Source organism: Stenotrophomonas sp. STEN023 (genome assembly GCF_056760135.1).
In genome coordinates, this window is record NZ_JBRREF010000006.1 from 85762 (window position 1) to 108819 (window position 23058).

Below are 23058 nucleotides of genomic sequence, written 5' to 3' on the forward strand. Positions count from 1 at the left end.
AAATGCACACTTGTCCTCACAAATGTACTTATTCATACCTCCCGTAACAGCCCGCGAACGGCGCTTATCTGCAGCTAACATACGCAACCGTCCAGTTAAAACATTTGATTGAACGCCGATGCTGCAGCATGCTCCGGGGCTCGCAATGGCTTTGGATTACCCCGGATGACCCGTCTGCATGCTTTCTCGCGCGACCAGCTGCTGGCCAGCGCGCGTGGCGAACTTTTCGGCCCCAACAAAGGCCGCCTGCCCAATGACCCGATGCTGATGTTCGACCGCATCACCGAGATCCGTGAGGACGGTGGCGCACACGGCAAGGGCATGATCCGAGCCGAACTGGATATCCGTCCTGACCTGTGGTTCTTCGGTTGCCACTTCATCGGCGACCCGGTGATGCCGGGCTGCCTGGGCCTGGATGCCATGTGGCAGCTGACCGGCTTCTATCTCACCTGGCTGGGCGCAGAAGGCCGCGGCCGTGCGCTGGGCTGTGGCGAGGTCAAGTTCACCGGCCAGGTGCTGCCCAGCGCCAAGCTGGTGCAGTACGAAATTGATGTCTCGCGCGTGATCAACCGCAAGCTGGTGATGGCACAGACCGACGCCCGCATGCTGGTCGACGGCCGCGAGATCTACACCGCCAAGGACCTGCGCGTAGGTCTGTTCACTTCTACCGAGAGCTTCTGATGCGTCGTGTCGTCATTACCGGCATGGGCATCACGTCCTGCCTTGGCAACGATCTGGATACCGTCTCCAGCGCCCTGCGTGACAGCCGTCCCGGCATCGTCGCCCTGCCCGACCACGCCGAAGCCGGCCTGCGCAGCCAGGTTGGCGGCAAGGTCGAGATCGATCTGGACGCGCAGGTTGACCGCAAGCTCAAGCGTTTCATGAGCGACGCAGCGGCCTACAGCTACGTGTCCATGCGTGACGCCATCGCCGATGCCGGCCTGGACGAAAGCCAGGTCAGCAACGTGCGTACCGGCCTGATCGCCGGTTCCGGCGGTGGTTCCAGCGAATGGCAGGTGGAAGCCGCCGATCTGCTGCGCAACCGTGGTGTGCGCAAGGTAGGCCCGTACATGGTGCCGCGCACGATGTGCTCGACCGTGTCGGCCAACCTGGCCACCGCCTTCAGCATCAAGGGCCTGAGCTACTCGCTGTCGGCTGCCTGCGCGACCTCGGCGCATTGCATCGGCGCTGCCGCCGACCTGATCCGCCACGGCGCCCAGGACGTGATGTTTGCCGGCGGCGGTGAAGACCTGCACTGGTCGATGAGCGTGATGTTTGACGCCATGGGTGCACTGTCCACCAGCTTCAACGAGACCCCGGCCACCGCGTCGCGTCCGTACGACGCCAACCGCGACGGCTTCGTCATCGCTGGCGGCGCTGGCATGCTGGTGCTGGAAGACTATGACCACGCAGTTGCCCGTGGCGCACGCATCTATGCCGAACTGGTTGGTTACGGCGTGACATCCGATGGTGCCGACATGGTCGCCCCGTCGGGCGAAGGCGCGGTGCGTTGCATGAAGATGGCGATGGAAGGCCTGGACCGTCCGATCGATTATCTGAACACCCACGGCACCTCGACCCCGCTGGGCGACGTGACCGAGCTGGGCGCAGTGCGCCAGGTGTTTGGCGATGCAGTACCGCCGCTGTCCTCGACCAAGGCATTGTCGGGTCACTCGTTGGGCGCAGCCAGCGTGCATGAGGCGATCTACTGCCTGCTGATGATGCGTGATGGCTTCATGGCGGGCTCGGCCAATATCGAAACCCTGGACGAGCGCGTGGAAGGCTTCCCGATTCTGCGCAAGACCCAGGATGCGAAGCTGGACACGGTGATGTCGAACAGCTTCGGCTTTGGCGGCACCAATGCGACGTTGATCTTCGGCCGGGTTTGATGGCCGATTGATCTGAAAAAACAGCCGCGAAAGCGGCTGTTTTTTTTTGTGCTTTTGCTTTTGCTTTGGCTTTGGCTTTGGCTTTGGCTTTGCTGTTGCTCTGGCTCTGGCTCTTGCTCTTGCTGTCCCCTCTCCCGTTTACGGGAGAGGGGTTGGGGTGAGGGGAAGCTTTTGCTTTTGCTTTTGCTTTTGCTTCAGCTATAGCCCTTGCTCTGCTGCTCCGAAAAACAACGGCAACAGCAATGGCGACAGCAACAAGCAGGAGCTGCCCTCACCCCTACCCCTCTCCCGCGGGCGGGAGAGGGGAAAGCAGAGCAAGAGCAAAGCCCAGCTTCCTCAGTCGTAATTACTCAACGCCAGCGACAACAGCGCCTTGGCCTGCTCACGCAGGGACTGCGGCTCCACGATTTCCGCGTCCGAGCCGTAATGCAGCACGTCCATCAACAACTCGCGCGACACGCTGTACGGCACCTTCAGTTCATAACGCCCATCAGCAAGGAACCGTCCCTGCTGCTTGGAATGCCAATGCTCATCGGCCACCCAGCGCGCCGCCTTGGCACTGAATACGATCGTCGCCCAGCCCTTCGGTGCGCCCGAGAAAATGCCGTAGCTGGCGGCCAACTGCTCGTTCAACTCCTCATCGGCGACATCGCGCGCAGGCTGGTCCAGCAACCGCGCCTGATGGACGCGGTCCACCGCGAAGCTGCGAACCGCTTCACGGCTATGGTCCCAGGCATCCAGATACCAGTTGTCCCGGTAATGGGTAATGCGCTGCGGCGATACCGTGCGGCGGGTCGCCTCATCGGTGGAACGCGCGCGGTATTCAAAGGACAGCTGCTTGCGCTCCAGAACGCCGGAGGCCACGGTACGGAAACTGGCTTCATCCAGCTTGCGGCCACGGTGCGGAATCACCCGCACCCGCTCCACCGGCCAATGCGAGGCACCCGCCTGCGCGGCCAGCAAACCCTCGATGCGCTGCTGCAGCGGTGCCAGCATTGACGACAACACGCCGCCGCCAGTACGCGACAACAGGTGCTGGGATGCCAGCAAGGCGTGCAGTTCCTCCGAGCTCAACCACAGGCCTGGCAGCTCGAAACGGTCGCTCTCCCCACTCAGGTAGCGGAACCCGGCCTCGCCATCGCCCTCCACCGGCGCCATCAGCGCATCACGCAGGAAGGCCAGGTCGCGGTAGACCGTGGCACGGGAACAGCTCAACTCCTCCTGCAGCCGCATCACCGTGACCGGATAGCGGGCGGACTTGAGCAGACGATGCAGCGCGTTGATGCGTTCATAGCGGTCCATGCCCGAATTATGTCCGACTCCGGGCGCCAATGGAGCAGGCCGCGTCCCGTATAACAGCGAATGAAGCCCCAGCCCGCCATCGGCCTGGGGGTCAGGGACCATCCGGTATCATCCAATCGCCAACCATTCCCGCCTCTCCCTTGGAGATATCCCTGATGTCCCTGCGTGTTTCCTTGATGCTGCCGTTGCTGCTGGCCGCCCCGCTGGCCTGGGCCGACGACGCCTCCGATCTTGCCGCCATGACCTCCCCTTGGAGCGGCAGCGGCGGTGAGCTGGGCTTTGCCTCGGCCCACGGCAACAGCACCACCGAAAGCTTCAACGGCCGCCTGAAGCTGCGCTACACCGATGATGACTGGATCCACACGATGGACCTGTTCGGTCTGCGCTCCAGCGCCGAGTACACCGAAACCTCCGATGACGGCAGCACCCGCCGCAAGCGCCAGACCACCGCCAATCGTTACACCGGCAGCGCCGGCAGTGCATTGCAGCTGGGCGAGCACCGCCAGCTCACCGCCACCGTGCGTTACGAAAGCGACGATTTCGCCACCTACGACCGCCAGGCCAGCTTCGGTCTGGGTTACGGCACGCGCCTGATCGATGGTGAGCGCCTGATCCTGGACACGCAGATCGGCCCGGGTGTGCGTCGTTCGCACAACGCCGATACCGACGAAGACCGCACCGGCCTGATTGGCCGCGGCCTGTTCGACCTGAAGTACGCGCTCACCGAGAACACCGAACTGGTGAACTCGCTGCTGGTGGAATCGGGCTCATACAACACCTTCGCGCAAAACGACTTCGGCGTCTCGGTCAGCATGAACAAGCACTTCGCACTGAAGGCCGGCTGGCAGGCCCGCCACAACAGCGACGTCGCCGAAGACAAGCGCAAGACCGACACCCTGACCACGATGAACGTGGTTTACAGCTTCAAGTGATGATGCGGGTGTTTGCGGGCGCGGCGTAGGCAACGTCCAAAGCACCCCTCCCAACCCTCCCCTTGCCTACGGCAAAGGGAGGGCTCGGCGGCTCAGCATGTAGTGCTGAGCCATGCTCGGCAGAGGCCTTGCAGGCAAACCCCGGCCAGCCAATTCTCCGGATCTTGTGGGAGCGGCATACGCCGCGAAGCTGACCGTGCTTCCGCGCCGATAGAACCGGCGCTCATGCGGCCTTCCTGCAGTTGTGGCTTCGCGGCTTGCGCCGCTCCTACAACAGCTACCTCAGCGCAACAGCTCGCCCGCACCGCCGGCCAGCAGCTGACGCGCCACTTCGCGCCCCAGGGCTTCCGGGTCGCTGGCTGGGCCTTGCGCCTGCGCACGTACCGCGCGGCCATCGGCGACACCGCCGACCAGGCCCTGCAACCACAGATCTTCGCCGCGCCACTGCGCCAAACCGGCTACTGGTACATGGCAGCTGCCATCGAGCGCGCGGTTCATCGCCCGCTCCGCTTCCACGCAGGTGCGGGTAGCGGCATCGTCCAGCGCCTTGAGCAGCGCAATCGTGTCCGCATCGTCCTGTCGGCACTCAATCGCCACCGCCGCCTGTGCCGGCGCCGGCAGCCACTGCGGGGCGACCAGGCGATCACGGATACGCGCGCCCAGTTCCAGGCGCTGCAGACCGGCGCAGGCCAGGATGATGGCGTCGTATTCGCCGGCATCCAGCTTGGCCAGACGAGTGTTGACGTTGCCACGCAGGTCACGCGATTGCAGGTCCGGACGCAGCGCGCGCAACTGTGCCTGCCGACGCAGCGAGGACGTGCCGACGCAGGCGCCCTGCGGCAGGGCATCCAGCGACGCATAGGTATTGGAGACGAAGGCATCGGCCGAGTCGGCGCGGGTCAGGATGGCCGGCAACACGAACGGCGCTTCCAGCTCCATCGGCACGTCCTTGAGCGAATGCACCGCGCAATCGGCGTCGCCGCGCAGCATCGCCAGCTCCAGTTCCTTCAGGAACAGGCCCTTGCCGCCGATGGCCGCCAGCGAGCGGTCGAGGATTTCATCGCCGCGCGTGCTCATCGGCACAAGTTCCACCTGCAGCCCCGGATGGGCCTGGCGCAGGCGGTCGGCGACGTGTTCGCTCTGCCACAGGGCAAGCGGGCTCTTTCGGGTGGCGATACGCAGGATGCTCATGCGGCCATTATCGCCGCTGCCAGCCCTTGGGTCACAGCCGTTCCATCTCGGTCTTCAGCCCGGCCACGCAGCGGCGGCTGATTTCCAGCGGATGTGGTACATCGCGAAGCACCGCCTGCACCTGTCCGGCCGGGGTACGGCGGACTTCCTGCAGCCTATCGCGGGCGATCAGGCAGTTGCGGTGGATACGGATGAAGCGCCCGGAAAACTCGTCCTCCAGCGAGCGCAGCGACTCTTCGATCAGGTCCTCGCCGCGCAGGTGGTGCACCACCACGTACTTTTCCTCGGCCTGCAGGTAGAGGATGTCTTCCACCGGCACCAGACGCAGGCTGCCGCGCAGGCGCGCGCACAGCGTCCGCCGTGGTTGCGTGGCTGCCGCCGGGGCGGCATTGGCGCGACCGGCGATGAAGGTGCGGGCGCGTTCCAGCGCGGCGGCCAGGCGCTCGCCGCGCACTGGCTTCATCAGGTAATCGATTGCCGCCGCCTCGAAGGCCGACAAGGCATGGGCGTCGTAGGCGGTGCAGAACACCACCGCTGGGCGCGGCTCGAAACGCGCCAGATGACGGGCGACCTCCAACCCGTCGATGCCCGGCATGGCGATATCCAGCAACACCAGATCCGGCTGGGTCTGCGCGCAGACCTGCAAGGCGTCGTTGCCGTTGGCAGCCTCGCCAACCACGTCCACCCCCGCAAGCTCGGCCAGCAGCGCGCGCAAACGCTCGCGTGCCAATGGCTCGTCATCGGCGATTACTACCTTCACACCACTACCTCGCTCACGGCTCCCCAGTCGTGGCGACATGGTAGCCGGGTTCACTGCACGCCGCCGTCAACACTCCGGCAACTGCGGTGCAGCTCACAAAGCGATCAGATCTGCGTGAAACGGGCCTGCAGCCAGTCGCCCAGCGCATGGATCTCTTCACCGCAGACCTGGTGGGCCATCGGGTAACGGTGCCATTCCACGCCGAAGCCCAGCGTCTTGAGCACCTGCGCGCTGTGTTCGGCGATCTGCAGCGGAATCACCGGGTCGGCGCTGCCATGGGCCATGAACACCGGCTGGACGATGGCACCGTCCACCAGCTGCGAGGGAGCGGCATCCACTTCCGGCAGATAGGTCGACAAGGCTGCCAGGCCCGCTACCGGCTCGCTGCGCTTCAGGCCGGCGGACAGGATGATTGCCCCGCCCTGCGAGAAACCGGCCAGCACGATACGCTTGGCGGGAATGCCGCGGGCCTGTTCACGGGCGATCAGTTCTTCCAGCTGCGCTACCGATTCGGCAACCCCCTTGGCATCGGCGCGGCTGCGGAAATCCATGCTGACGATGTCGTACCAGGCGCGCATCGGCATGCCGTTGTTGATGCTGACCGGGCGCTTGGGCGCATGCGGGAACACGAAGCGGATCGCCGGCCACTGCGGACGCACCAGCTCGGGCACGATAGGCGCGAAATCATGGCCGTCGGCACCCAGGCCATGCAGCCAGATCACCGACCATTCCGGCGACGCGCCGGTTTCCTGCTCCACTGTTTCCAGCATGTGTACGACTCCCAAAGACAGGCGGGAATTATGCCTGCCCGGCGCAGCCATCGGTGCAGCCCCTGCTTTTGTAGGAGCGGCGTAAGCCGCGAAGCTGGTGGTACGTCCGATTGAAGCCAATCCGGCTACCTGCACGTAGATCGCCAGCCAAATGGCGGTGCATTGCTATCGGCTTCGCGGCTTACGCCGCTCCCACAACAGCAATTAATCCTGCAGCGGTTCCTTCAGCGCGGCCGCACGCAGCTCGGCGGCACGCAGCAGTACCCGCGGCGGGGCGTTTTCTTCCGGGATGCACAACAGGCCGTGCCTGCGCAGCCAGTCACCGGCCTTGCGCGAGGAGGTCCATGCCACCACCGGCACCGCCAGCGCCATACCGATCACCACCGGTGCCATCCACGCGGCCAGCGGCGGCGATACCAGATAGGCGGCCACGCCCATCACCACGCCGAACACGCTCAGGCCACCATAGCTGCGCAGCAAATCGCGCACCGAGATGCTGCCGTCATCACGCTGCTGTGCGTCCCAGCCCGAGTCCTTGCCGGCCAGTACTTCGGCAACACCGCGCGACTGCACGTACATCACCACTGGCGCCATCAGTGCCGCCAGCACGGTTTCCAGCAGCATCGATATCAACGCGCGGAACCAGCCGCCGCAACCTATGCGCTCCTTGCGCGAGGTCAGCATCGCCACATAGCCCATGAGCTTGGGCGACAGCAGCGCGACCATGGTCACCACGAACACCCAGAACACGCCATCCTGGTCCAGCCCGCGCCAGTAACTGGCAGGTGCCATCTGCAGATTCAGATGCAGCTCTTCGGCCAGATCAATGCCGCCGTGGATCAGCGGAATGGCGATACCGATCAGCATCAGCATCGCCCACATCGGCGCGGTGAAGTAATGGCCGATGCCGATCAACATATGCACGCGGTTGACCCAGTGCAGGCCGGGCGTAGCCACGACCTTGGAGTGCTGCAGGTTGCCCTGGCACCAGCGGCGGTCGCGGATCAGCAGATCGGTCAGGGTCGGCGGGCCTTCTTCGTAGCTGCCGTGCAGATAGGGCACCATGTGCGCGGCCCAGCCACCACGGCGTATCAGTGCGGCCTCAACGAAGTCATGGCTCAGCACATGACCACCAAACGGCTTGCGCCCCGGCAGCTCCGGCAGGCCCGCCTCTTCGGCAAATGCCTGGGTGCGGATCACCGCGTTGTGGCCCCAGTAATTGCTCTCGGCGCCATGCCACCAGGCCACGCCATAGGCCATCACCGGCCCGTACACGCGGCCACCAAACTGCTGCATGCGGGCAAACGCGGTGCGGCCACCGACCACCGCCGGCAGCGACTGGATCAGGCCGACGGTCGGGTGGTTCTCCATTGCCGACACCAGACGCACGATCACATCGCCGGTCATCAGGCTGTCGGCGTCGAGGATCAGCATGTGCGGGTAGGCACCACCGAAGCGGCGCACCCAGTCGGCGATATTGCCGGCCTTGCGGCCCACATTGCTGGCGCGGCGGCGGTAATACAGCCGCTCGGCACCGCCGGTGGCCTCCACCAGACGCGCGAACACCTGCTCTTCAGCGCGGCCAATCGCGTCACGGGTGGTGTCGCTGAGCACGTAGAAATCGAAGTGCTCCAGCTGCCCAGTGGCGGCCACCGATTCGTAGATCGCCTGCAGGCCGGCCATCATCCGGCGCGGGTCTTCGTTATAGGTGGGCATCAACAAGGCGGTACGGCTGCGCAGCTGCGGCAGCGGCGTATCCGGGTAGATGCCCAGCTTGCGGCGGCCACGCAGCAGCGCTTGCAGGCCGGCCAGGCTGCTGACGAAGGACATCGCGATCCAGGCGAACAACAGCACGAACAGGCCGAGCAGACAGGCTTCCAGCACGTTGATGCCACCATTGGACAGCACCCGCGCCATCAGCCAGGTGGCGAGCAGCGTGGTCAGCGCCGTGCTGCCGAATACGTATAGCCGCCGCAGGCCGATATTGGCCGGCGCAGTCTTCTGCCGCGGCACGTGCAGCGTGCCCTTGCGCAGCGACTGCTCGGGCATGGCCAAGGGGTGCTCGGCCGGGAGCACGGCGATGCCGGCATCCAACCCATTGCCGGTGCTGACGGTAGAGCTCATCGACCACCCCGCTGCGTCACCTGCAGCCCGTCCTGGCGACACACCTTGCCGTAACGCTGTTTGCTTGCGTGTTGCACCTGAAATCCTTGAAGGAGAAGCCGACCAGCCGGGAAAACTAGAAGAACCAACTTAAACCTGCGGCAAACGAAGCCTGCCGGTCGCGATGCGGGAGCCCCCTCGAACCACCTCGCTGCAGGCGGCAGCCACGCCACCCGGGCCGTTCCAGGCCCAACCGCCGCAATCCCTTCACGGCATTGGCGATGGGGGGAATTATCCATCATCAAATCGACAGGTACACCTGTGCCAGTCAGTTTGGCCGTGGCGCGGGGTGCAGATGGGGCGTGCGGCAAGCTCCCGTAGCGCAGGAGCCAAGCGTGCAACGGGGCAGCATCAAACCGGTGCAGTTGCGTTCTTGCCCATCGGACCGGGAGCCGAAGCGCGGGCAAAACCACGCGTTCGGCAGGCCCCGGGCTGCGCCGGCATGCTACCGCCAGCTGGCCTCCCGGTGGCGGCATTCAAGCACCATCGATGAGCCACACGACGCAGCGCGGACGCCATGGCTGGCCCACTGCCCGAACAACAGCGCCACTGGCACGGCTCCACATCCGCAATGACTTCGCCTCAGGCAACTGAATCCGGCGGCGGCAAACCGCGGTGAACAGGGCACAAACACGCGCACGCACAACGCAGGCTAAACCCGGCCCTGCACGCAACGCGATCACAACATTGCACTCACCTGTTGCAAACCCGGCAATGCGCAGTCTGGGGCTGTCTGCAGCGACGCAGACGTTTCCGGAGACCGTTCGTGGACCGCAACCGTGTTGAAGGCACCAAACACGAAATCAAGGGTGCCATCAAGGAAGCTGCCGGGAGGATGACAGGCAACAAAGCCCAGCAGATGGCCGGCAACATGGAGAAAAATGCAGGAAAAGCACAGAAAGCAATGGGCAAGGCTGCAGACGAGGTAAAGCATCGACATTCATGACGACCGCATCACTGCGCAAGAACTGCTTCCGCAACGCACATAACCGGAGCCCGTAACACCCGGCAACACTGTGCAGTTCCAATGGCGCGACCGTGTGGAAGCCGGCCGCGCCATTACATCAGCAGCGGGTCAGCGCGGGCGCTCGGACAACAGGCCAATGCGACGGAACCACATTTCCAGCGGCACCGTCACCAGCGGCGGCAGCGCTGCCAACAAGGCCAGCAGCACTGCCCACAGCGGCCAACGCAGTTTGAACCACGCGTACAGCGTGACCACGACATAGAACAGGAAGGCCAGGCCGTGCAGGCGGCCGAACAGCCATACACCCAACTCGGTGGTGCCGGTACCGTACTTGAGCAGCATGCCGATCAGCAGGCCGGCCCAGGTCACGCCTTCAATCAGTGCGGCAGCGGCAAACAGCTTGCCGGCGGGGGTCATCGGTTTGGCAGACATCGATTCCATCAGGGGTTCGAGAGAACTGCGATTGTAGGCGAGAATGCGTCGCATCCGCGCAGCTCATATCCACCCCCGTCGCTTGAACCACAGCAGCGGCACCACGATGCTCAGGCCAACCGCGGCCAGCGCGATGGCGTAGCCGTAATGCCAATGCAGTTCCGGCATCGAGGCGAAGTTCATGCCCCACACCCCGACCAGCACGGTCGGCGGAATGCCGACCACCGAGGCCACGGCCATCACCTTCATCACCTCGTTCTGGTCCATGTTGATCAGGCCGAGCACGCTGTCCAGCAGGAACTCGTTGCGGTCGCCCAGTTGCTGCTCGAACTCGCTCAGCGAGGTCAGGTCCTTGACCACCAGCTTGATGCGCTTGGGCGCATCCGCGCCAAACCAGTCCGGCGTGGCTTCATCCAGATAGCTCATCATCCGCAGCATGCCGTGCAAGGTGTTATGCAGCGCGCCGATGCGGCGGCCCATCATGCCCACCTCGTGCAGCATCTGCTCCAGCCGGCGTGAGGCACGCTTGCCTCTGGGGTGGTTGAAGGCCTGGCGCGAGAACTCGCTCATCGTGCTTTCCAGCGATTCCAGCAGATCGGCCAGGCGATCAACGATGTGTTCGATCATGCGCAGGAACAGGTCCGCCGAGCCGTGGCAGGGATGCTTGCCCAGCTCCGCTTCAACGCCTTCCAGCGCGTCGATGCGGTGCTCGCGCTGCACCACCAGCGCATTGGGCGCGACCACGAAGCCCAGTGGCCCGACCACATGCTCCACCTCGTACTGGAAGCGCGGCAGGTTCAGTACCAAGGCCTCGCCTTCAACGCGTACCCGGCTGCTGAATTCGATCTCGCTGATGCCGGCACGATCGGGAATAAGGAAGCCCACCTGCGCTGAAGCCTGCGCCAATTCCTCAGGTGTTGGCTGGCACAGATCCACCCACAACGACGTTGGCGCCGTGCCGCCAACAGCGGTGGCGAGGGTGCGGCATTGGAGCATGGCGTGATTCCGCGTCGAGACCAGCGTTCATCCTCGTCTGCGCGGCACCCCGAGTAAAGGCTCAGGGCTGTTGCTGCGCGGCGTACCAGCTCGCATACGGCGTGTTCCTGGCCAGGTAACGGTTGAAGTCCGGTGCACCGTCCTGCCACCACACCGGCCCGCGCTCACCCAAGCCACGTTTGGCCGCATCCACTGCCGCCCCGGCCTTGGCCAGCAGCGCCCTGTCACCTGAACGACGCGCCGCACCGACCTCCCGCCGCGCGGCCATCAGCTGGCTGACCAGCGAAGCGCGAACCGGTTCCGCCAGGCCCGGATTGCTGGCCCGCCACAGCCGCCCGCGCACCACCAGATAGCGGCCGTCAGGCGTGCGCAGCGGTGCGTCGGCCACCTCGGGCCTCCTGTGGGCATACGGTATTCCAGTATCCCATTGGCACCTGGTTGCAAAGCGCGCCCGGCTTCACGCAAGCTCGCCTTTCCTTCAACCACCAGTCCAGCCATGCAAGACAACATCATCCAGATCATCCCCGCCGACGGCTGGGTAGCCGTGTTCGAAGAAGCAGGTGACGAGAGCGCGCAGAGCCTGGTGTGCTTTGCGGTAGTGGAAGAACCCGGCAAGCGCGCCGTGCGCCCGATGCTGGCCAACGGCAAGCAGATCAGCTTCGCCGACACCCTGCCCAACTTCGTCCGCGTCGAAGAAGCCGATGCTTTCGAAGAAGAGGATGAAGACGAAGAGGACGAGGAAGAAGAAGACGAAGAAGAGGAGGAGGAAGAAGAGGCCTGAGCCATCTTCCCGCCTGGGGAGCGGCCGGCATCACGCCGGCTGCTCGCTTCAGTCCACGCCCTGCCCCGGCTGAGCAACAGCCTGCGCGCACTGCTTGCTGGCGGGCTGGACGGGTAGACGAAGCAATGAACCATCGGTTGCGACTTCATTGACCTTCAGCGTGCATACGCCTCCGGAGAAATCGACATCCAGGGCAACTTCGTAGTCCTTGCCCGCTTCCGGCGTAAAGACCGAACTGATCAGGCGATCACATCGCCAACCTGCCGGTGAGCCCATGCCGGCTTCCACCACTACCGATTGCCCTGCCACCAACGGGTACTCCTTGAAGTACGCCTTGGACAAAACCATGCCGCGCTGCTTCAAGCCGCGGCTGGTTTCAGTGTCTGGCATGCCAAGGCTTTCATTCTTCACTTTGCCAAGCATCGACCCGAATGCGCTACCGAGCGAACCGGACGCACGGATCTTTTCCGAATACTCCGAAGTGCAGCTGGTATTGGTGTAAAGCACCATGCCCACGCCGTTCTGACCGAACAAACGCAGTCGCGATGATGCTGGCTCGTCCGGGGCGGGTTGCTGCGCGCCCGCCTGGCTTGCCACCAGCAGAAAAAATGCACCGAAAATTCCGCTTTTGAAACGCATGCTGATCTTTCCTTGAGTAATGACATCCTTGCCGACAATTGAACCACACACGCGGAAAAAAGCCGGAGCCAGCTCCAGCCTCCTTTCGCAGCATCGCGCTGCAGGAGCGGCGTACCGCGCGAAACCGGTACCGCCCAGTATCGTCAGCTTCGCGGCTCACGCCGCTCCCACATGCCACGCTGCGGGTGCGCAGCCATCAGGTTTGGAGTTCCTTGGCACTCAAGGTGATGGTGAAGAACTCAGCGGTTTTGTCTGCCGGCACACCCGCGAGATCTGCCTTGCCGAAATCCCTGAAAGCGCCCATGGTTGCGCGCGGGTAGTAGCCACTCCAGAAGTAGCGTGTCTGTGCGCTTTGCTGCCCGATCGACTTCGCATCCAGGCCTGATACATAGCGGGTGCTGGCAACATCAGCGTCGGCGACCAGCACCACACGTGCTTCGGTCAATCCCCAGCGGCACATCTCACGACCGTAGTAAGCCTCATCAATGATCCGGTCCAGATAGACGGTGCCGGTGTATTCGCCCTCCGACACCTTGGTCAGCTCGAAGGATTCATTGCTGGTGATGCGTGGAATGGCGCCAACGAAGGCGTTGATCTTGCCGCAAGCCCCTCCGTTCTCGACATCGTATTGCGCGGTGGCATGCACTGATTCGAACGGACCGGGGACATTGGCAAGCCGAAGCCGGAGCTCGTAGGCCTGCTTGGGAGCTGGGTTGAGTTTTCGCAGTGGTGGAGCACGTTCACCGCCATCCTTGCTGGCAGACGGCGGCGCCGTTCCGCCAGTACTCGCGCAGGCAGTGACTACCAGCGCCAAGGCACAAGCGATGCCCGACGAAACCATTCCGGGAAGAAGTTCCCTGGGTGAGCGCTTCATCATCCTTGTCCTCAATTGTCTGCGCGCCACAGCCAGGCACCATCCACGCGCCAGGAAGCCATGTTACCCGCAATGCAGGAGCCACCCTGTAGTGGGGGGGGGGGGGGGGGGGGGGGGGGGGGCGGGGGGCCCCCACCGCCCGGCCCCCCCCCCCCGCCCCCCCCCCCCCCCCCCCCCCCCCCCCCCCCCCCCCCCCCCCCCCCCCCCCCCCCCCCCACTACCGGGTTGCAGACGATTCCTGCTTCGCGGCTTACGCCGCTCCTACACCCGCATCCGCCGCAGCGCCAGGTTGTAGCTGCTTGCGTAGATCGCGGTTACCGATAGCGGTACCACGATCGTCTTCAGGATCTCAGGTGTTCCGGCGATCCAATGGATGCTACTTAACAGGGTCACTGAAACCGCAACAGCAACCACTGGCGGAACCCAATAACCGCTGGTCCCTGGCAAACGAGCCGACAGTGCCTCGATCATGCGCTTCAGGAACAAGGTGATCAGCGCCGACAAGGTGCCCTGCACTACCCCGGCGATCAACGGCCGCGGCATCGGGTGCGCAAGATTCGCGAACGTGGCCCAGCTGCCCATCGCCATGAAAGCCACGGCCATATGCACGGCGCTGTTGCGGGCGGTTGCAGCGGTGGTTGGTGGCACGTAGCGGTCCTGTCTACTGGGCTATGGTGTGGATCTGCAGCATGACGGATGCGACCGCCGCCAATCAACATCGCTCCGCCAAACCGATGCCTCCCGCAGTGTCGACCTCACCCAGCCAATCCAAGAAACACCCGCATACGGCTCATCTCCGCGTCCAGCCCTTCGACAAACGCTGCGTCACGCGGCGCCCGTCCTTCGACGTAATTCAACTGCGCATTCAACACACCACCGGCCACCGAAAGATTGCCCCAACCAATAACCCGGTCACCCCACAGCAGCGGCAACGCGTAATAGCCCAACTTGCGCTTCGCTGGCGGCGTATACGCTTCGAAACGGTAAGCCCAGCCCCACAACAACTCGAAGCGGCGGCGATCCCAAACCACGGGGTCGAACGGGGTCAGCAAGCGCACCTGTGCGTCGGGTCTCCAGCGGCGGCTGTCCGCGCGCTCCTCGGCAGGCCAGAGCCAATCGATGCCATCCACCCTCGCCCGCTGCAAACGCTGGCGCGCACGTGCCAATGCGGCTTTTCGCGCATCCTTCCATTGCGGAACACCATTCCCAAGATAGGCCACCAGCTGACCCAGGCTGGCATCTGGCAACGGCGCGTACTTGCCAACAATCAGATCGATCAATGCATCCATGCGCGCATCGATCTCGGCGCCACCAACCGGCTGTGCCGCATCGCGAACCGCATAGACCCGAGTACCACCATCACGTCGCGCCACCCGCAGCAGCCCACGGTAATGCATGCCATCGAGCAACTGGGTGCTGGCATTGGACGAGCCGCCGAACCAGTTGGTGGTCTTGCCATGCGCAAAGTGCGCATCCACTTCGCGCGGATGAACAGCGCCGCGCTCGGCGATGAACGCCTGCACCGCCTGTGCCTGTTTCCAGCGCGCCGGCGTCCACTCCATCCGCGCCTGGCGCGGGTGCATCAACGCATGGTGTCCGCGTGGCAGGAAGCCATAGTTGACGAAGAAGTCCTCCTCCACCGGCAAGCGCGGATAGCGCCGTTCCAGGTCACCCGCTCGATACCCGACAACCCGGTGCCGCAAGGTCAGATCCTGCGCCCTGGCGGGCGCGCGGATCGGATCAGCCTGTACGAAGCCCAGCTTCGCAATCGCCCGCATCAGCGTGGTCGGCTTGAACAGCGAGCGGGCGACGGCGTAGCGGCGCAGGTGGTCGAGGGTGAGCGTCATGGGGCGATGATGCCACTAAAGTCGTTGACAGAAAGCCACTGTCGACAACAGCCAAATGGCACCAATGCCTACATCGCATCCGTTCGTATGGAACATCAGCAACGCCACAACACCTGACAGTATCTCCAAAGCCAATTCCACGAGAATTCCTTGCAACCACAACCGCGCAAAGGAAGACAACCATGAGAGGGATAGCATCCAGTGCCATCAAAGCGATCCTTGCACTGCTGTTAGTATCACTATCACCACCGACCATCGCGGGTGGTGTTGTGGAGTGCAATCGCTGCCCTTCAACTGCAAGCGCGGCAATATCAAAGGGTAATGGACTCACCGTCGTTGTTGACTTTGAGAGAGCCGAAATGACGGCCTACGAGGTAGAGTACGACCGAGAACTCCGACGCTGGCGAACCATGCGCACCGCGGTACCCACCTCTGTCTCGGCTGCGTTCTACCGCATCATGGATGCGGCCTCCCTGGCACCGTCCTCGACATCACACAAAGTGGACGGCATCAACGGCGAACATCGGCCAGCAAACGTCCCCACTCAAACACTGCCTGACAAAGATAGGGGCGGGCTGGTGGTGACCGTACACCCCGACAATCCACAACTCTCCAACCCCACCGGCTTCACATTTCCAGATGCATATAAAGACTACAGCGCCAGCGACGTCGTCCTGTCGTCGACAGCAAGAACCAGGTTCGGGCAATATCTGGCCGAAGGCCTCGCAGGCGCGAGTACCGGAAACGCTGCGTGGAATTCCGTTGCGTTCTCGATCCAGGAACTCGCGCTCTCATGGGCCTCGAAGCACGGCGCCGGTGCAATTGTCGTTGTAGTCCATTGGCGGGATGGATCACGGACCGTCTACAAGGTGACAACCGACAATGTCACCGAGGCAAAGTACGTTGAAGGAGAGAGCCGGGACGCCCTTGGAAACAAGTTCCCCGACGCCACCATCGCCGCACCCAGTACGGCACCTGGTTACGTAGGCGACTACTACTTCGGCGAGGGGAGCCAGGGCAGTCGAAACCTGGGAAGGTGGCTGGAGTCAGCGCGCCGCTACGGCATTCCAATCACCGGTTCGAGCGAGCGTCGAAACCGCATGCTTTGCAGTTGGGATGGCAGAACCATCAACTGCAGAGTGCACTAAGATCGCTCACGTCCGGAGACTGGGGGGCGAGCGGTCTTACACCTTCACAGCACGCTGCTCGCGATGAACGTGAAAGAGGAACGAATAAACAAGGTACCAGCCACATGGGGCAGCGCTTGCTGCCCCTGTTCGACGCAGAGCTCCACGGTGATGCAATCAACGCAGCTTGCTGATCGACCCGCAGTAGTACTCAGCCAATGCAAAGCCCAGCGGCTGCTGTTCGGTCAGGCCCCACTCCGAGCTCAGTGCATTTGCATCAACCCGCACCACTTGCGACTGCACCCCACGCTTTTCCAGCAGCGCGGGCAGCTTCTTGGCGAACTCGCTGGCACTGCTATCGGCGCTGGCGACGATACATACCGCCGTGGCCGCGGGGATGGGCGCTTCTGCGATCATCTCTTCCAGGTCTTCGAGGCTGTCTTCGTCGTTGTCCAGCTCGTCGATGCCAGCATCTTCTTCGGCAAGGCGATATTGCAGGTTGTCCGCGTCCATCAGCATGACCATCAGCGACGGGGTGCGCGTGGGCCTGGCCTCACATTTGGAGGGTGGAATTTGGCCGACCATGCGCGTCGTGGTGCCGTCCGCCGCTATCCGGCGGATGGCGATGCCGCAGTTGCCACCTTCGAAGTCGCGGATCATGTCGCCCTCGTAGTCCACGCCGGGTTCCGGCACAAAGCCGAGCTCGATGCCGCGGCCGCGGTTGCAGGTCCATCCTGAACCACTGGCGATGTTCGCCTGCAACAACACCGGCTGACCTGGCACCAAGGCGTGCTCGGCGTAGTACGGGCTGGCCCAGAGCTTGTCGCGCATGGCCAGGTTGCGGCTGTCGTCGGTCTCAGGCATGCCGATGGAAATATTTTCCGGCTTCTTGCGAACCAGCGTCTTGAAGTAGTTCCCGAGCGAGCCCGATGCTTCGATTTCTTCGTCGTACTCCTTCTTGCACACCGCGTTGGTATACATGGTGAGTCCCACGCCGTTCTGACCGAACAGACGGATACGCGCAGGGCGCTCTACTTTGGCTGCGGGCTCAGGGGCGACAACGCTCTCAACCGCAGCGTCATCTGCACGGGCATCCGCGCAGGCAAACGCCAACAGGGCCAGCGACAACAAACGAATCTGCATTTACTCGACTTCCGTTTCGACAAGGATGTAGTGAGGAACAGGCATCCGGCGCCGCGCCGTGGCGGGCGTGATCAAAGGTGACTGGTATTTCCCCGAACGGAATTCTATAGGCGGTGATGCATAGCGTATACACGCCAGGCGCAGCGAATCGCCCTCGCAACCGCGTCAAAATTTTGGCCCGAGCAGCGCCGCTTCGCATCCCGTGCTATGCAATTAGCCTCCGCCCTGCTGAACCCTGATCGCGATCGTGCGTGCAGCTGCGCGGTCCCGCGCTCTTGGCGGAATACTGGCCGGCCATGCCGCACGCCGCTAGCTGGAATACAGGCACTGTGCTCGCGCTTCGCATGCGACGGAGCTGCGATCCGCCGCTGGCCACCACACAAAAGAAGGGCCGAGGCAGCAAGCATGCTGGCCTCGGCCCACGCAGCAGTGGACGCTGCAAATAGCGTTGTTTCAGCTGCCCAGGTCGATGCGGGCAACGGCTTCTTCTGCGCCCTTCGGGTCGCCTTCGCCGTTCTTGATGCTGACGTACAGCACGTTGTTCTTCGTATCCAGCGCCAGGCTGTTCGGGTGGGATGGCACCGACCAGCTGGCCACCTGCTGGTAGCTGTCGCTGTCGTAGGCGGTGACGCTGCCCGCTTCGCGGTTGGTCACGTACAGGCGCTTGCGCGGTGCATCCAGCAGGATGCCGAGCGGGCCAGCGTCGGTAGGGATGCTGGCCAGTTCAGCGCCGCTGCTGCGGTCCAATACCAGCACGCGCTTGCCCGGGTGACGCGAGACAAAGCCTTCGATGCTGCTGCCCTGGTACTTGCGGATCATCTCCAGGCCCTGGTCGGTGACGAACAAGCGCGTGCCCGCAGGATCGAGCGCGATGTTCATCGGCTGCTCGGCACTGACCTGGTGGCGCTGCTCGACCTTGCCACTGTCGGTGCCAACAGTGACCACCTCGCCGAGCAGATTGCTGGTGTAAACGCGCTTGCCGGCGGCATCCAGCGCCAGACCTGGCGCCTTGGCCTTGCCCAGCCCTTCAATGGTGTCGATCAAACGCAGCGATTGCGTATCGACCACAAACAGCACGCTGCCTTCCTGCGAATGACCGGTGACATACAGGCGATGGTTGGGCGCATCCACCACCAGCTCACGCAGATCGTGGCTGTAATAGGACTTGCCATCCTTGCCTGTGACCTTCTCCATCAGCTGTACCGTGCCGATGGGCTTGTTCTGCGCGGTATCGACCACCGTCACCGAGGTATCGACGGTATTGCCGACGTAGAGACGGTTGTTGGTGTCATCCAGTACCACACCGAAGCCCTTGCGCTCCAGCGGAATGCGCTGCTGCACGGTAAGCGTGGTGGGGTCCAGTCGCAGCACCTGGGCCGGACCGGCAGCATCACCAAAGCCACCCGAAGATGCGACGAAAACGGCGTTCTGCGCGGGACTGTAAGCCAGCTCATACAGGCCCTTGGCGACGGCCTGGCGCTGCACATTGGTGGTAGCGCTACTGGTTGCAGCAACCGGCGAGGTCGCCGAAGCAGCCGGCGCAACTACCGCAAGAGAGACCGCCAGCGCAAGCGCAGCAGAACGGAACAGGGGGGATTTCGACATTGCGAGCTTCCTTGATAGGGCACGAAGGGTGTCCTGGCTCGCTGCGCCGTTGTCGAACGGCGGGCCCGCAGATCATGCGGAATGGCTTGCTGGTGGCGGCATGTTAGAGCAAAACCGGGGTCAGAGTCAGGTTCTTACAGCAAACAGCCCACTCCACGGATCGATCCACCACACCAGTCGCCTTAGCGTTGCAGACGAACAGCGACTGGAGTTCAACATGGCAAGACGACCGCGAATCGATCCACCAGGCGTAACCCAGCACGTGATTCAGCGTGGCAACGACCGGCAACCATGCTTCTTCCGCGACATCGACCGCATGCGTTACCTGCAGGATCTGCACACACTCAGCATCGAACGCGAATGCAGCGTGCATGCCTATGTATTGATGACCAACCACGTCCACCTGCTGATGACCCCCAGCGAATCCGGCGCGATCAGCGGGCTGATGCAGGCATTGGGCCGGCGCTATGTCCGCTACATCAACGATGCGTATGAGCGTACCGGCACGCTGTGGGAAGGCCGCTACAAATCGCACCTGATCGCGAACGACGAGCACCTTCTGCGTTGCTATCGCTACATCGAGTTGAATCCCGTGCGCGCTGGAATGGTGCAGCGACCCGCCGATTACCCGTGGTCAAGTCACCGGCACAATGCCTTCGGTGTGGCGAACCCGGCCCTACACGCCCACGTCTGCTACGTCGCGCTGGGTGCCTGTGAAACGCAGCGACAGGCGGCATACCGCGAATTCGTTCAACATGTGAGCGACGAAGACACAGCGAGCTTCCGCGACCACCTCAACCGCCAGCAGCCCATGGGCAACGATCGCTTCCGGGCCGCGATCGAGGTGCAAATCGGCCGCAGCTTGACGCCCGGCAAGAGTGGCCGGCCCCGGAAAGCGGGGGCGGCGCGCTAGCGCATCGAATGCACTGGCGGCCTTGCGCTAGTCAGTTCGCCGAGCTGCGAATACCTGACTCTGACCCCGGTTTTGCTTTTGCTCCTCCGAGATGCTGGCTGAAAGCCGCTGACAACCGTGAAAACCGGGGTCAGAGTCAGGTTTCCGCATCGCTCCCGCTGCGTCCCAGCCGATCCTCTATTTCCTGGCTTCGCGCTTCTCGAGATCCGCCCTGCACTGCAGCCGCACTGCGTGTTCAACCCCGTAGCCGATTTTGCGAGCCATCGCATCCACGCCATCAAGACGCGCGTGCAGAAAGCTGTTCGCCGGCAACAGTGCTCTCAAATGCTCGCTGATTGGAATGGACCAGTTCTCCTTCGCTGAATCACTCTCATAGCCTGGCTCGTCAAGGTTCCAAGGCAGCATCAGCGCTTTCTGCGATCTCGAGTGCAATATCTGCCGCCGCCCGTCGGCCCAGATCAATTGGATGACCGCGAATGGATAGTCATCGGTCCAGCTGATGCCGTTGCCGTACAGGTCGTCCACCAGTGCCCGCACGCCTATGTTCTTGACGTATTGGGCGCCGACCAGGCGCTGCGCAGCCTTGCTGCAGCCACTCGGCGGAAAGGTTTCCCAGTCCCCGCTCGGGATCAACTGGCCGCGACGGTAGCGCGCGGCCACACCGCTAACACCACGTCCCCGATCCCAGGCTGGCTCCCGAACCGCTTCAACCAAGGCGGTTGCCGCAGCGGCATCGACGTCACGGTGCACGCGCTTGCGACCGCCATTGCGGTCCTCATAGCTGCCTTGCAGGGTGTAGTCCTGCCTGCCGGCCAGCCGCTCGAGCACGAAGCTCTCCTCGATCATGTCCCAGCCCATGTGCTGGTAGCTGATCACCACGCGGGTTGGCAGGTCCTCCCCTTGCGCAGTGGCGGTCGTCGGCAGGATCAGGCCAAGCAGCAGGAGCAGCGCCGCCCCGGCCATCCAATGGCGACGCGGATGCCGCAAGGCTTCAGCGTGCCCCGGATCTGTACAGCTGAGAAGCGAATACGGAGAACGGATGCGACGACGTACGAACGAGGCGCGAATGTCAGCACGCTGAGCAAACCATGACCTGTGCAACGCAAGTACGAACCAGAGCCGCATGCCACTTTCCTTGATGTTCAGCCACCGCCGGGTGATTCGGCTTGGCCCAAGCGTGCCAGCTATCCGCCCCCGGCGCAGCCGACTAATGCACCGTATCCAGCGCCGCATTAACCCGACTCTGACCCCGGTTTTGCTCTACGCGGTTGCGGCCGGTGTGTTTGCCGCGGTAGAGGGCGGCGTCGGCTTGTTGCATGGCGTGGGCCAGGCCGGCTTCGCTGGAGAAGCTGTCGGAGACGCCGATGGTGACGGTGCAGCGCAGGCCTTCGTAGCGCGGGCCCTGCAGCATCACTGCCCGTTCGATGCTGCTGCGTACACGCTCGGCCACGCGCAAGGCCGAGGCTTCGTTGGCGCCGACGCAGATGGCGGCAAACTCCTCGCCGCCCAGCCGGCACAGCAGGTCGTCCTTGCGCACCGAGGCACGCAAGGCCTCGGCCACGCCGCAGAGCACCGCGTCGCCGGTCTGATGGCCGTAGTTGTCGTTGATGCGCTTGAAATGGTCGACGTCGATCAGTAGTAAGCGCGCGGTGGTAGCCGGCCGCCGGAAGCAGGCTTCCAGCGCCGTGCCCAGGCCACGGCGGTTGAGCAGTTGAGTAAGCGGATCATGGGCAGCAATACCGCGCAGCCTGTCGGTCAGGCGGCGCAGCACCAGCCAGACGATCGATGGCGGCAGGATGGTCGCCAGCGAGCACATATAGACATAGAAGATCATCGAGAACTGACCGTCCATGCTCAGCGCCGCGAAGCCACCGGACAGCAGCTTGCTGAGCTTGATGACGTTCAGAACGCAGATACCGCTGATCAAACCGGCAAACAGCAGCACCTCACCGCGCAGGTCCCTGGCGAAGCTGCGCACGCCGTACAGCAGCACCGCCACCATGCCGACGAAGGACACCGCACAGGTGCCGGCCAACAGCACGTAGCGCGCCACCGGGCCGAGCGTCCAGTTCACCAGGATCTGCAGCAGGCTGTAGCCCACCGCCAGGTACAGCAAGGGCATCGCCAGCGGCGTGGAGCGGCCAAAAAACCGCGCCCCGCCCACGCAATACGCCAGCAGCGAGCACAGCGTGAGCGTGTGGTTGAGCATGCTCAACCAGCTCCAGCCCGGCGCACCTTCCATCAGCTGCAGCACATAGGCCCCGCCGAGCATCAGGTTGCCCACGCCGAACACGTCCATGCCCATCTTCTCGTCCTGCAGGCGACGACTGATGAGCAGGAACATCACGGTGAAGCTCAGCAGGTAAACGCAGAGCATGCCGACTAGGAGGGTGGCGATCATTGGGTGTTCGACAAAAAGGCAGGCGAAGGCGCGCTGGTCCACCCCATGTGGAACGACGGATGCCAAACAAGAACTCGCAACGCTGCCGCTGATCCCCCGGCACCGCGTTGTCCCCGCGCGTATCGTACCGAATTCGGTTGGGGTTACGGGGTTTGCGGCGGGCGGGACGGGGTATGTAAACGGTTACGGGGGCTCTTACGTTGGCCGGGGGCAAAACCGGGGTGGGGGTGGGGGGGGGTTAAAGAAAAACCCCCAACCACCCCCGATGTTAGGGTGGCGCGGGGGGGGGGAACCGCGAAGAGTGACGCGGACATAGTGGCGAGGAG

The 23058-nt window shown here is 63.5% G+C and carries 23 protein-coding genes; 7 read left to right on the top strand and 16 right to left on the bottom strand.

What is annotated here, in order from left to right:
• Positions 1 to 165 precede the first annotated feature (165 nt).
• Positions 166 to 681: a 3-hydroxyacyl-[acyl-carrier-protein] dehydratase FabA gene (gene fabA, locus ACVOLV_RS02900; RefSeq protein ID WP_296251034.1), complete on the top strand. Its 516-nt coding sequence runs from the start codon at positions 166 to 168 to the stop codon at positions 679 to 681.
• Positions 681 to 1889, top strand: a complete 1209-nt coding sequence (gene fabB, locus ACVOLV_RS02905; RefSeq protein WP_481553053.1) for a beta-ketoacyl-ACP synthase I — start codon at positions 681 to 683, stop codon at positions 1887 to 1889. The genes fabA and fabB overlap by 1 nt, the downstream gene beginning before the upstream one ends.
• 336 nt (positions 1890 to 2225) lie before the next feature.
• On the opposite strand, the gene ACVOLV_RS02910 is transcribed toward fabB, so the two are convergent.
• Entirely contained in the window at positions 2226 to 3191 is a 966-nt protein-coding gene (locus ACVOLV_RS02910) for a helix-turn-helix transcriptional regulator (protein ID WP_481553054.1), read from the bottom strand.
• 155 nt (positions 3192 to 3346) lie between these two features.
• On the opposite strand from ACVOLV_RS02910, the gene ACVOLV_RS02915 reads away from it, so the two are divergent.
• Positions 3347 to 4123, top strand: a complete 777-nt coding sequence (locus ACVOLV_RS02915; RefSeq protein WP_481553055.1) for a DUF481 domain-containing protein — start codon at positions 3347 to 3349, stop codon at positions 4121 to 4123.
• Positions 4124 to 4405: 282 nt separating this feature from the next.
• Here the strand turns inward: ACVOLV_RS02915 and hemC are convergent, their stop codons facing one another.
• From hemC to mdoH, 4 genes are all read right to left on the bottom strand, one after another.
• Positions 4406 to 5314, bottom strand: a complete 909-nt coding sequence (gene hemC, locus ACVOLV_RS02920; RefSeq protein ID WP_481553056.1) for a hydroxymethylbilane synthase — start codon at positions 5312 to 5314, stop codon at positions 4406 to 4408.
• Between the two features lie 31 nt (positions 5315 to 5345).
• Complete coding sequence (locus ACVOLV_RS02925; RefSeq protein WP_481553057.1) at positions 5346 to 6074, bottom strand: LytR/AlgR family response regulator transcription factor; 729 nt, start codon at positions 6072 to 6074, stop codon at positions 5346 to 5348.
• A gap of 104 nt (positions 6075 to 6178) precedes the next feature.
• Complete coding sequence (locus tag ACVOLV_RS02930) at positions 6179 to 6844, bottom strand: alpha/beta hydrolase (protein WP_481553058.1); 666 nt, start codon at positions 6842 to 6844, stop codon at positions 6179 to 6181.
• Between the two features lie 204 nt (positions 6845 to 7048).
• Positions 7049 to 8968 (bottom strand): glucans biosynthesis glucosyltransferase MdoH, encoded by a 1920-nt coding sequence (gene mdoH, locus ACVOLV_RS02935; RefSeq protein WP_481553059.1) that lies wholly within the window; start codon positions 8966 to 8968, stop codon positions 7049 to 7051.
• An 805-nt stretch (positions 8969 to 9773) separates the two neighbouring features.
• On the opposite strand from mdoH, the gene ACVOLV_RS02940 reads away from it, so the two are divergent.
• Entirely contained in the window at positions 9774 to 9953 is a 180-nt protein-coding gene (locus tag ACVOLV_RS02940; RefSeq protein WP_481553060.1) for a CsbD family protein, read from the top strand.
• A gap of 129 nt (positions 9954 to 10082) precedes the next feature.
• On the opposite strand, the gene ACVOLV_RS02945 is transcribed toward ACVOLV_RS02940, so the two are convergent.
• From ACVOLV_RS02945 to ACVOLV_RS02955, 3 genes are all read right to left on the bottom strand, one after another.
• Positions 10083 to 10391: a DUF3817 domain-containing protein gene (locus ACVOLV_RS02945; protein WP_481553078.1), complete on the bottom strand. Its 309-nt coding sequence runs from the start codon at positions 10389 to 10391 to the stop codon at positions 10083 to 10085.
• Positions 10392 to 10469: 78 nt separating this feature from the next.
• Positions 10470 to 11402 (bottom strand): CorA family divalent cation transporter, encoded by a 933-nt coding sequence (locus tag ACVOLV_RS02950; RefSeq protein ID WP_481553061.1) that lies wholly within the window; start codon positions 11400 to 11402, stop codon positions 10470 to 10472.
• A gap of 61 nt (positions 11403 to 11463) precedes the next feature.
• On the bottom strand, positions 11464 to 11790 hold the full coding sequence (locus ACVOLV_RS02955; RefSeq protein ID WP_481553062.1) for a hypothetical protein: 327 nt from the start codon (positions 11788 to 11790) through the stop codon (positions 11464 to 11466).
• A gap of 108 nt (positions 11791 to 11898) precedes the next feature.
• On the opposite strand from ACVOLV_RS02955, the gene ACVOLV_RS02960 reads away from it, so the two are divergent.
• Entirely contained in the window at positions 11899 to 12183 is a 285-nt protein-coding gene (locus ACVOLV_RS02960) for a hypothetical protein (RefSeq protein WP_481553063.1), read from the top strand.
• 48 nt (positions 12184 to 12231) lie between these two features.
• Here the strand turns inward: ACVOLV_RS02960 and ACVOLV_RS02965 are convergent, their stop codons facing one another.
• From ACVOLV_RS02965 to ACVOLV_RS02980, 4 genes are all read right to left on the bottom strand, one after another.
• Positions 12232 to 12822, bottom strand: coding sequence for a hypothetical protein (locus ACVOLV_RS02965; RefSeq protein ID WP_481553064.1), 591 nt, complete (start codon positions 12820 to 12822; stop codon positions 12232 to 12234).
• A gap of 196 nt (positions 12823 to 13018) precedes the next feature.
• A complete protein-coding gene (locus ACVOLV_RS02970) occupies positions 13019 to 13696 on the bottom strand; it encodes a hypothetical protein (protein WP_481553065.1) in 678 nt (225 codons plus the stop codon).
• Positions 13697 to 13957: 261 nt separating this feature from the next.
• A complete protein-coding gene (locus tag ACVOLV_RS02975) occupies positions 13958 to 14344 on the bottom strand; it encodes a hypothetical protein (RefSeq protein WP_481553066.1) in 387 nt (128 codons plus the stop codon).
• A 107-nt stretch (positions 14345 to 14451) separates the two neighbouring features.
• On the bottom strand, positions 14452 to 15543 hold the full coding sequence (locus ACVOLV_RS02980; protein ID WP_481553067.1) for a DNA glycosylase AlkZ-like family protein: 1092 nt from the start codon (positions 15541 to 15543) through the stop codon (positions 14452 to 14454).
• Positions 15544 to 15725: 182 nt separating this feature from the next.
• On the opposite strand from ACVOLV_RS02980, the gene ACVOLV_RS02985 reads away from it, so the two are divergent.
• Positions 15726 to 16691 carry a hypothetical protein gene (locus ACVOLV_RS02985; RefSeq protein ID WP_481553068.1) on the top strand — a complete coding sequence of 322 codons (966 nt, stop codon included), beginning with the start codon at positions 15726 to 15728 and terminating at the stop codon, positions 16689 to 16691.
• Positions 16692 to 16847: 156 nt separating this feature from the next.
• Here the strand turns inward: ACVOLV_RS02985 and ACVOLV_RS02990 are convergent, their stop codons facing one another.
• Both ACVOLV_RS02990 and ACVOLV_RS02995 read right to left on the bottom strand, forming a co-directional pair.
• Positions 16848 to 17813, bottom strand: a complete 966-nt coding sequence (locus ACVOLV_RS02990; protein ID WP_481553069.1) for a hypothetical protein — start codon at positions 17811 to 17813, stop codon at positions 16848 to 16850.
• A 453-nt stretch (positions 17814 to 18266) separates the two neighbouring features.
• Positions 18267 to 19418 carry a YncE family protein gene (locus tag ACVOLV_RS02995; protein ID WP_481553070.1) on the bottom strand — a complete coding sequence of 384 codons (1152 nt, stop codon included), beginning with the start codon at positions 19416 to 19418 and terminating at the stop codon, positions 18267 to 18269.
• Between the two features lie 28 nt (positions 19419 to 19446).
• On the opposite strand from ACVOLV_RS02995, the gene ACVOLV_RS03000 reads away from it, so the two are divergent.
• Positions 19447 to 20331, top strand: coding sequence for an REP-associated tyrosine transposase (locus tag ACVOLV_RS03000; protein WP_481553071.1), 885 nt, complete (start codon positions 19447 to 19449; stop codon positions 20329 to 20331).
• A gap of 177 nt (positions 20332 to 20508) precedes the next feature.
• Here the strand turns inward: ACVOLV_RS03000 and ACVOLV_RS03005 are convergent, their stop codons facing one another.
• Positions 20509 to 21318: a hypothetical protein gene (locus ACVOLV_RS03005; RefSeq protein WP_481553072.1), complete on the bottom strand. Its 810-nt coding sequence runs from the start codon at positions 21316 to 21318 to the stop codon at positions 20509 to 20511.
• 220 nt (positions 21319 to 21538) lie between these two features.
• Entirely contained in the window at positions 21539 to 22732 is a 1194-nt protein-coding gene (locus ACVOLV_RS03010) for a GGDEF domain-containing protein (RefSeq protein WP_481553073.1), read from the bottom strand.
• Between the last annotated feature and the right edge of the window lie 326 nt (positions 22733 to 23058).